General features: G+C 27.1%; 9 protein-coding genes. All 9 read right to left on the bottom strand.

Translation table 11 applies throughout. From position 1 onward, the window contains the following. Window positions 1-170, bottom strand: a 170-nt coding sequence (locus ACWYO2_RS03050) for a winged-helix domain-containing protein (protein ID WP_455515034.1), incomplete at its 3' end; no start/stop codon positions are given. A gap of 12 nt (window positions 171-182) precedes the next feature. After that, a complete protein-coding gene (gene fmt, locus ACWYO2_RS03055) occupies window positions 183-1109 on the bottom strand; it encodes a methionyl-tRNA formyltransferase (protein WP_455515027.1) in 927 nt (308 codons plus the stop codon). Between the two features lie 11 nt (window positions 1110-1120). Continuing rightward, window positions 1121-1630: a peptide deformylase gene (gene def / locus ACWYO2_RS03060; RefSeq protein WP_455515028.1), complete on the bottom strand. Its 510-nt coding sequence runs from the start codon at window positions 1628-1630 to the stop codon at window positions 1121-1123. 12 nt (window positions 1631-1642) lie between these two features. Next, window positions 1643-3568: a replication restart helicase PriA gene (gene priA, locus ACWYO2_RS03065; protein ID WP_455515029.1), complete on the bottom strand. Its 1926-nt coding sequence runs from the start codon at window positions 3566-3568 to the stop codon at window positions 1643-1645. 10 nt (window positions 3569-3578) lie between these two features. Further along, complete coding sequence (locus ACWYO2_RS03070; protein WP_455515030.1) at window positions 3579-5576, bottom strand: penicillin-binding protein; 1998 nt, start codon at window positions 5574-5576, stop codon at window positions 3579-3581. Window positions 5577-5578: 2 nt separating this feature from the next. Then, window positions 5579-7018, bottom strand: coding sequence for an Asp-tRNA(Asn)/Glu-tRNA(Gln) amidotransferase subunit GatB (gene gatB, locus ACWYO2_RS03075; protein WP_455515035.1), 1440 nt, complete (start codon window positions 7016-7018; stop codon window positions 5579-5581). Next, window positions 7002-8441 carry an Asp-tRNA(Asn)/Glu-tRNA(Gln) amidotransferase subunit GatA gene (gatA, locus tag ACWYO2_RS03080; protein WP_455515031.1) on the bottom strand — a complete coding sequence of 480 codons (1440 nt, stop codon included), beginning with the start codon at window positions 8439-8441 and terminating at the stop codon, window positions 7002-7004. The genes gatB and gatA overlap by 17 nt, the downstream gene beginning before the upstream one ends. Beyond that, complete coding sequence (gene gatC / locus ACWYO2_RS03085; RefSeq protein ID WP_455515032.1) at window positions 8434-8730, bottom strand: Asp-tRNA(Asn)/Glu-tRNA(Gln) amidotransferase subunit GatC; 297 nt, start codon at window positions 8728-8730, stop codon at window positions 8434-8436. Before gatC ends, gatA begins: the two co-directional genes overlap by 8 nt. A 187-nt stretch (window positions 8731-8917) precedes the next feature. Then, window positions 8918-9499 carry an OmpA family protein gene (locus tag ACWYO2_RS03090; RefSeq protein WP_455515033.1) on the bottom strand — a complete coding sequence of 194 codons (582 nt, stop codon included), beginning with the start codon at window positions 9497-9499 and terminating at the stop codon, window positions 8918-8920. Window positions 9500-9762: the final 263 nt, after the last annotated feature.

A 9762-nucleotide genomic window follows, 5' to 3' on the forward strand; every position in this document is an offset into this window, starting at 1 on the left:
GTAGATAAATCTTTTCTAACCTGTACTGCAGTAGTATTCATCTTATGAGATAACTCACCAGAATTTACTTCTGTTTTAGTTTTAGACATTTCTTTTAAAATCCCTAAGTACAGTGTTAATCTTGCAACAATACGATCAGAAATATCTTTTGCCTCATATTTACTCTTCATAACTTTCTCCTTCTATTTTAAAATATCATTTAAATTTATTTGTCTACCATTTATGAAATCTGTTGCTTTTTGTTTCTTTTTACCTTCTAATTTTAATTCTTTTATAAAAATCGCACCATCACTAGTCTTAACTTTTATACCCTCTTTACCTAAATATATGACTGTACCTGGTATTTCATCTCCTATATATTCTACGTACATTGAATCATAAAGCTTTAGAACCTTATCATTTAATGTAGTATAAGCTACAGGGAAAGGATTCATTCCTCTTATTTTATTAAATATATTTATAGATTTATCATTAAAATCTATTTTTGTTTCTTCTTTTTTTATAGGCTTAACAAAAGTAGCTAAACTACTATCTTGAGGATGTCTAATAACCTTATTTTCCTCCATTAATTTTATAGTTTCTTTGACACCTTCTGCACCTAAAACTTTTAATCTATCGTGCAATGTACCTAAATTATCCTCTAAATATATTGGAGTTTCTTTAGTAAGTATAACATCTCCTTCATCAAGTCCTTCACTAATATACATTATACTTACACCTGTCTTATCATCTCCATTAATTATAGCAGCATGTATTGGAGCTGCACCTCTATATTTAGGTAATAATGATGAATGAACGTTTATTATACCAAATTTAGGAATATCAATAATATTTTTAGGTATTATCATTCCATAAGCTACTACAACTATTAAATCTGGATTATATTCCTTTATCAAATTATATGTTTCATCTACTCTCAAACTTTTAGGCTGTATTACATCTATACCATTGTCTAAAGCAAATTGTTTAACTGGACTAAAAGTTATCTTATTTCCTCTACCATTTACCTTATCAACTTTAGTAAATACTGCTAATAATTCTGTATTTTCATATAAATATTTTAAAGTGTCCAAAGCAAAATCAGGAGTTCCCATAAATAAAGTTTTCATCATACTCCTTACTACTCTACATCAAATTCTCTTGGTATAGAGTTTTTCTTCATTAATTGTAATTTTTTTCTTATTAAATTTTTACTAAGAGGTGATATTTTATCTATAAACAAGACACCATCTAAATGATCTAATTCATGTTGAAATGCACGAGAAAGTAAACCATCTAATAATTCTTCATGTATCTCATTATTTTCATCCATATATTTAACATGTATTTTTTCAGGTCTAGTTACATTTTTATATATTCCAGGTATACTTAAACAACCCTCTTCAAATTCAACAAGTTCATCACCAAATTCTAATATTTCAGGATTTATTACTTTTATTTTTCTACCTTCCACATCCAAAACAAAAAATCTCTTATCTATTCCTACTTGATTGGCAGCAAGACCTATTCCATTTGCTTCTTCCATTACTTTCATCATTTTATTTAATATTAATTTTAATTCATCATCTACTACTTCTACTTCTGTTGATTTAGTTCTTAATATAGAACTTTCATAAACATATATTTTCATTTTATCCTCCATCTAATTTAAAGGATCAACATCTATTAGCACTCTAACACTAGAGTTACTTTGATCCTTAATAGACTTTAATAAAGATCTATTTTTAATCATTTCCTTGTTATTTGTTTTTATATATATTACATTTCTATAATCATCATTTAACTTATATATATTTGCTCTATCAGGTTGGGATACATAATCAAATTTATCATAAACCAAAGAATATATATCATTAATTTGTTTTTTAGATTTTTCTTCTTTTTTAGATGAAACTATTATTTTTATATACTTAACAAAAGGTGGTAATTTAACTAATTCTCTAAGTGACATATCTTCATTATAATAGCTTTTAAAATCTGAATTTTTAATAGATTCTATAAGGTTTGAATCGCTATTATATGTTTGTATTATTACTTTCCCTTTTTTATCTCCACGACCAGAACGACCAGCAGCTTGTGTTACAAGTTGAAAAGTTTTCTCTCCTGCTCTAAAATCTGAAAACTGTAATATTTGATCAGAATTAATTACTCCAACCAAAGTAACATTTGGAAAATGAAATCCCTTAGCTACAATTTGAGTCCCAACTAAAATTTGATATTTTTGATTTATAAAATCAGTATAAGCTTTTTTTAATAAACTATTAGTCTTCATCGTAGTTGAATCCATTCTCAAAATATTTTCTTTTCCAAATAATTCCTCTAATTCTTCTTCTAATTTTTCTGTTCCCATACCTAAAAAATTAAATTTACTAGATTCACAATTAGGACATTTTTCATACATTTTTACATTATATTCGCAATGAGAACATTTAAGCATATTAATTTGCTTATAATATTGTAAATTTACACTACATCTTGGACATTTTAGTTTTTCATTACACTCATGGCACTTTACTTGTACTGAATGTGATTTCCTATTTAATATGAGTATAACTTGTTCTCCTTTTGATATAGTTTCCTTCATATTTTTAAGAAGAGTTTTTGAAAGATATCCTTCTTCATCTTCAAGATTAACTACTTCAACTTCTGGTAAAGTTGCACCATTATATCTTTCATTAAGTTCAAGTAATTTTATACTACCTTTTTGTGCATAATAATAAGTTTCAAAAGAAGGAGTTGCACTACCAAATATCACCTTACAATCTTCAAGCATAGCTCTTTTGAGAGCTACATTTCTTGTATGATACCTAGCATTATCTTCTTGCTTATATGTATTTTCATGCTCTTCATCCATTATTATATATCCAAGATTATTTACAGGAGCAAAAATAGCCGATCTTGCTCCTATAACTATCTTACTTTTCCCTGAATATATCTTTTCCCATTCTGCTTTTTTCTTAGCTGGTGTCATTTTACTATGTATTATAGAAATATTATCTCCAAATATCTTTTTTAATCCATTAACCATTTGTGTAGTTAAAGATATTTCAGGAACAAGAAATATACTTCCTTTTTTTCTATTTAATGCCTCAATTATCAATTTAATGTATATTTGAGTTTTACCACTTCCAGTTATACCATGTAATAAAAAATATGATTCATTACTATTTATAATTTCATTATATATTTCATATTGCTTTTCACTCAAAGATACTTCTTCTTTTATATCTACATCCTCTATTTCTAACTTTTTAATAGATTCTAAACTCATTTTATCATAAGGCCCAACAAGAGCCAGTGATGCAAAAAAATCAGTGATATAATAAGTGTTTATAAAAATAGCCAGATTTAATATATTTTTAGGTATTTTAGGAATATCTAAAAGTACTTTATCTATACTTTTTATTTTAAAATCACCTATATCCTCTTTTTTACTCTCCCTTATTACTATACCTAATAATTTAGATTTTGCAAAATCAACCTCACAATAAGTTCCTATCTCAAGCTCCTTATCTGAGCTATAAGTATAGGTACTTCTTCTTTTTTTTACATAAATTTGATAATACATATATTCCCCCCTATTGTAACTCTAACTTAATTAAATCCCCTTTTTTTATAACTTTACCAGCTTCAGGATATTGAGCTACTACTCTTCCATGTCCCTTTATTTCTACCTTATAACCCTCTAAAGTTAATTTAATAATATTTTTTCTCGTCAAGCCTTTAAGATTAGGCATAAGATTAATAGATATAGCTTCATTTAATTTAGCAATATTATTATTGTTATTATCTTTAATTATAGTTCCCTCTTCTTTTAATAAATGTTGATTATCTATATCATTTGAATTTGGTAATATATTTTCATATTTAATAACTTTATCTAAAACATCTCTAACCATAGGTAGCGCAACAGATGCACCATAATATGCCCCATGAGGTTCATCTACTGTAACAAGTATAGAATATTTAGGATTATCTACTGGAAAGAACGTAAAGAATGAAGAAAAATATTTACCTGTCTCATAACCATTAGGTCCTGCTTTTTGTGCAGTACCAGTTTTACCTCCAAGTCTATATCCTTCAAGTTTTATTCCCTGTCCTGTTCCTTCTGATACAACTTTTTCTAATATTTCTCTTATTCTTCTACTAGTATCCTCACTAACTACTTTGCTTTTAACTGTAGGCGTATATTCTTTTATAACATTCCCCTCTTTATCAACTATCTTATCAACTAATCTAGGTTGTATTAAATTACCACCATTAACTGTTGCATTAAGTGCCGTTAATATTTGTAATTGTGTCATATTTATACCTTGACCAAAAGAAACATTTGAACGTCTTACTTCTGTAAATTGTTTAGTTGTCATCATCTTTGCTGAAGTTTCAAATGATGTATCTATACCAGTCTTATTACCTAACCCAAATTTTACAAGATAATTATAAAATACTGTAGGATCCATCATTTGTGATATTTTTACTAATCCAACATTTCCAGAATGAGCCATTATCTTACTTACGCTCATAGTTCCTATTGTTGTATTATCATGATCATTTATTGTTCTATTTTTTATTTTTATTTTCCCACTAGAGCTAATTTGTGTATTTTCATTTATTTTCCCATCATCAATAGCTGATGCTACTGTTATAGGTTTAAATATTGATCCCGGTTCAAATAAAGATGTAATATTATAGTTTTTTATTTCTGCCTTATTACTAGCTTTTGGATATGAATCCATAGCAAGTATTCTACCAGTATCTGTTTCCATTATTATACCCATAGCTGAAACTGGTGTATACGCTTCATAAGCATTTTTTAATACATCATCTAAAGCATATTGAAATATTGAATTTATAGATAATAACAAATTCTTACCTGGTTCGTCCTTTTTAACTACTTTTTGATCTAAAAGATAAGGTAGTGTATATTCTGCAACACTTGGTGTAAATGGTCTTATCCCCGAAACAATACCATCTATACCCTTAAGATAATCTTGATATTTATGTTCTAGTCCATAAACTCCTTCTCCTTCTCTATTTAAAAAACCTATCAACGATTCAAAAACACTATTATCTATATATTTTCTCTCAAACACTCTATTAAAAGATATAAATCTACCTTTGAAAAATCCTTTTTTTCTTTTCTTTTCATTTCTAATCAATTCTTCAATTTTTTCTCTTTGATCTATAGTTATCAGAGTTTTTTCAAAAGGATAATATTTATTCTTTTTAATTCTTTTTTCAATTATCTTATTTTTAACCTCAATAGTATCTAATTCAGGTATTACCTTAGATAATATTTCTATAAATTTATTAATCTCTTCATCATTAGCAAATAAAGTTGGATCTATTATAAAATTTTGAAACTCTAAATCTTGTGCTATTTCTAAATTATCACTAGTAATTATAGAACCACGCTTTGCTTTAATTACTGCTTTATACTCTAAATTTTCACTTATCTTACCATGTAAAGATAACTTAAAAATTTGAAGAAAAAAAGTTGATAATATTATCAAAAATATAGCTAAATATATTGATGTTAAATATACATATTTAGGTATTTTATTTTTATTTTTCATAATTAATTATCCTTAGATATATTCTTAATTAATAATTCTTGAACAAGTTTAGGATTTGCTTTACCCTTAGATATTTTCATAGCAGAACCCATTAACGCTTTTATAGCTCTATCTTTACCATTTAAATAATCTTGAACTGATTCTGGATTTTCATCTATTACCTGCTTAACTATCGCTTCAATTTGAGAGGTATCCGATATTTGAACAAGTCCTTTTTCTTTTATAATTTCTTCTGGTTTTTGTGATTTTTCAAGCATTATTTCAAATATTTCTTTAGCAATTTTAGAACTTATATCTCCCTTATCTATGTACTTAATTAAACTTGCAAGATCTTCAGGTAAAATACTAAATTCTTCTATACCTATATATTTTTCCTTTAAAACTCTTAGCACTTCTGTTAATATCCAGTTAGTTGAAAGTTTAGGATTTCCAGATAGTTCAACTACTTTTTCAAAGTAATTTGCAAGTTCTATAGAACTCACTAAATTTTGAGCATCAATTTCACTTAATGAATAATTTTTAATAAATCTTACTTGTTTTTCATCTGCAAACTCAGGCATCTCTTTTTTAATTTTATCTATTCTCTCATCAGTTATTACAAGTCTTGGAAGATCTGGTTCTGGAAAATATCTATAATCCATAGCTTCTTCTTTGTTACGCATAGGTCTTGTAATTCCTAATTCATCATCCCAAAGTCTAGTTTCTTGTACAACTCTTCCACCGTTTTCTATAATCTCCATTTGTCTATTAGCTTCATATTCTATGGCTCTAACTACTGCTTTAAATGAATTTAAATTTTTAGTTTCAGTTCTTGTACCAAGTTTTTCACTTCCTTTTTCTTTTATAGAAACATTAGCATCGCATCTTAAAGAACCAAGTTCCATACTAACATCACTAACACCTGTATATTTTAATCTTTCTTTTAAAGTGTTTAAATACACATAAGCATCTTGTGGATTAGTCATACAAGGTTTTGTAACTATTTCTATTAAAGGCATAGAAGCACGATTAAAGTTTAATATTGATTCATGTTTAGTATGAATACTTTTAGCTGTATCTTCTTCAATTTGTATCCTTTCTATTTCAACCTTTACATTTTTATCATTTCTAGAAAATTCTAAATATCCATTTTCTGCATAAGGTTTAAAGTATTGAGTTATTTGATAATTTTTAGGTGAATCTGGATAGAAATAATTTTTTCTATCAAAATAGCTTATCTTATTAATATCACAATTTAATGCAAGTGCTGCTTTAATTGCATAATTTAATACTTCCTCATTAAATTTAGGAAGAGCTCCAGGCATACCTGTTGATGTTGGAGAAATACAAGTATTTGGTAATTGTGAATCATAATCAGCATTTGAATTACACCAAATTTTTGATTTAGTTTTTAATTGACAATGAACTTCTAGTCCTATAACTATATCATATTCTTTCATAATCTATTTCTCCTCTCTCTTTTTCGTATATATTCCCTATATTTAACAATAGATCTTCTTTTAAATAATTTCCAATCAATTGTATACCAACTGGCAATCCATCAACGAAACCTGCAGGTACTGACATTGCAGGAAGTCCTGCAAGTGAAACAGATACTGTATATATATCAGATAAATACATTTCTATTGGTTTACTTGATTTTTCACCTTTTTTAAATGCCGTAGTTGGTGTTGTTGGAGTTATTATTACATCTACATCTTTAAAAGCATTTTGAAAATCGTCTTTAATTAACCTTCTTACTTGAGATGCTTTTTTAAAATAAGCATCATAGAAACCTGAACTCAATACATAAGAACCTATCATTATTCTTCTTTTAACTTCATTTCCAAACCCTTCACTTCTTGTTTTAACATACATATCTTCTATGTTATCACTTTCTGCCCTATATCCATATCTAACACCATCATATCTTGAAAGATTTGAAGATGCTTCAGCAGATGAAATAATATAATAAGTAGAAATTGAATATTTCATATATTTAAGATCAATATTAACAAGTTTTGCACCTAATGAAACTAAAGTATTTAGTGCTTGATTTATAACCTTTTTAACTTCCTCATTTAATCCATCAAAAAACTCTTGTGATATACCTATTCTTAAGCCTTTAATATCTCTATTCAATAAAGATACATAATCAGGAACAGGAACATTTAATGTAGTTAAATCATTTTCATCAAATCCAGCTATTATACCTAGAGTTTTAGCTATATCTTCAGAACTTCTTGCTATTATACCTATTTGATCTAAAGAAGAAGAAAATGCCATCAAACCATATCTAGAAATTCTACCATAAGTTGGTTTTAATCCAACAGTTCCTGTTAATGCTGCAGGTTGTCTAACTGAACCTCCCGTATCACTACCTAGTGCTATCGGTACCTCAAGAGATGCAACAGCTGCTGCTGCTCCTCCACTTGAACCACCAGGTACTCTTTCTAAATCCCATGGATTTGAAACTGATTTAAACGATGAATTTTCATTAGAAGACCCCATAGCAAATTCGTCCATATTCGTTTTACCAACTAAAGGTACATGTGCTTCTTTTAATTTTTTAACCACAGTAGCATCGTATGTTCCTTTATATCCTTTTAGTATTTTAGAAGCAGCAGTTGTATATTCTTCTCTTGATACAATATTATCTTTAAGAGCTATAGGAACTCCTTTAAGTGGTGTATTCTCTTTTATACCATCTGCAATTTTTGCTGTATTTATCGCATTTTCACTTTCAACAGAAATGAATGCACCTATTTTATCATCTACATCTTTTATTCTATCTAATATACTTTGTGTCGCCTCAACAGAAGTTATTTCTCCTTGTGCTATTTTTTTCTCAAGTTCACTTGCAGTTAAACTATATATTTTACTCATTTGAATCACCTACCATAACAGGTAATGAAATGAAATTTTCATCATGCTTAGGAGAATTTTCTAAAAATTCTTTTTTATCCATTTCATTGCATACCTCATCTTTATTAAATACTATATCTAATTCATGAACACTATATAAAGGTTCTACTTCCGTTAAATCAAGTTCATTTAATTGTTCCATATAATTTAGTATATCATTCAAATCATTTTGGTACTTTTCAACTTGAATATCTTCTATATGTAATTTACTTAATTTAGCAATTTTTAATATCTCTTCCTTAGTAACCATTTCTACCCTCTTTTCTTTATTATCTCTATTTCACATAATACCATATTTACAAAGTTTTTTCAATGAAAATAAAAAGAGATGAAATCACTTTCATCCCTTAAATTTACTACATTTTCAATTATTTATTTTTAATTTAATTCATCACGATATTAAATTATTTCACTATAATATTTATTATAAAAAATAATCATTCTTCTTCAACAATTAGCTCCACTCTTCTATTTTCTTCATCATTACTACTTATTGGTTCTTTTTCTCCTTTTCCAAATATATTAATAACTCCATATAACATCTTATTTTTTATATATTCTTTAACACTTTTAGCTCTTCTTAAAGATAAATCTATATTGTACTGTTCAGTTCCAACTTTATCCGTATGACCTATAATATTTAAAACAGAAATTTTTCTTTTACCTAAAAATTCATCAATTTTTTTCATATTTCCTTCAGATATATCAGTTTTATCAAATTCAAATTTATCTACAACAGCTACATCACTTACAACTTCTTTTTTATTCTTTAATATTTCATATATTTTTGTTATTTCATTTTTAAGATTTAAATTTTCTGATTTTAATTTTTCTATATCTCTTTCCATACCTTTTTTATCTTCATTAATATATTTTTCTAGTTTTTCTTTTACATTTTTTTCAATATTATTAATTCTATCAACAAATATATCTAAATTATTATCATCAGATTTCATAACAAACGGCTCTTCTTTTTTACCAAAGCTATACGATAAACCTAACCCAGCACTAAACTCCAATTTAGATGATAGTCCTGAATTAACCTTAAATCCAAATCTATTAATTTCTCCTGAATAACCTAAACTTATTCCCCATTCTTTCTTAAAGTATCCAACACCTATTCCTATAGAGTGTCCTTTTTGAGTAGATAAATTGCTATTCGCTATTGCAACAGCAACTCCTGATGCAACGGAATCTCAGTGTCTTTTCTTCCCTGCATCCGTATGATTTCTACCATCACTAACCTTATGTATAGTTGTATTCTATAAAATCAGTTCTGTTT

Source organism: Pseudostreptobacillus sp. (assembly GCF_977040545.1).

Bases quoted from the DNA above. Each gene is read 5' to 3' on its own strand.
- gatC (WP_455515032.1), bottom strand. From the start codon at position 8,730: ATGGTTACTAAGGAAGAGATATTAAAAATTGCTAAATTAAGTAAATTA.
- ACWYO2_RS03070 (WP_455515030.1), bottom strand. From the start codon at position 5,576: ATGAAAAATAAAAATAAAATACCTAAATATGTATATTTAACATCAATA.
- def (WP_455515028.1), bottom strand. From the start codon at position 1,630: ATGAAAATATATGTTTATGAAAGTTCTATATTAAGAACTAAATCAACA.
- gatA (WP_455515031.1), bottom strand. From the start codon at position 8,441: ATGAGTAAAATATATAGTTTAACTGCAAGTGAACTTGAGAAAAAAATA.
- fmt (WP_455515027.1), bottom strand. From the start codon at position 1,109: ATGAAAACTTTATTTATGGGAACTCCTGATTTTGCTTTGGACACTTTA.
- priA (WP_455515029.1), bottom strand. From the start codon at position 3,568: ATGTATTATCAAATTTATGTAAAAAAAAGAAGAAGTACCTATACTTAT.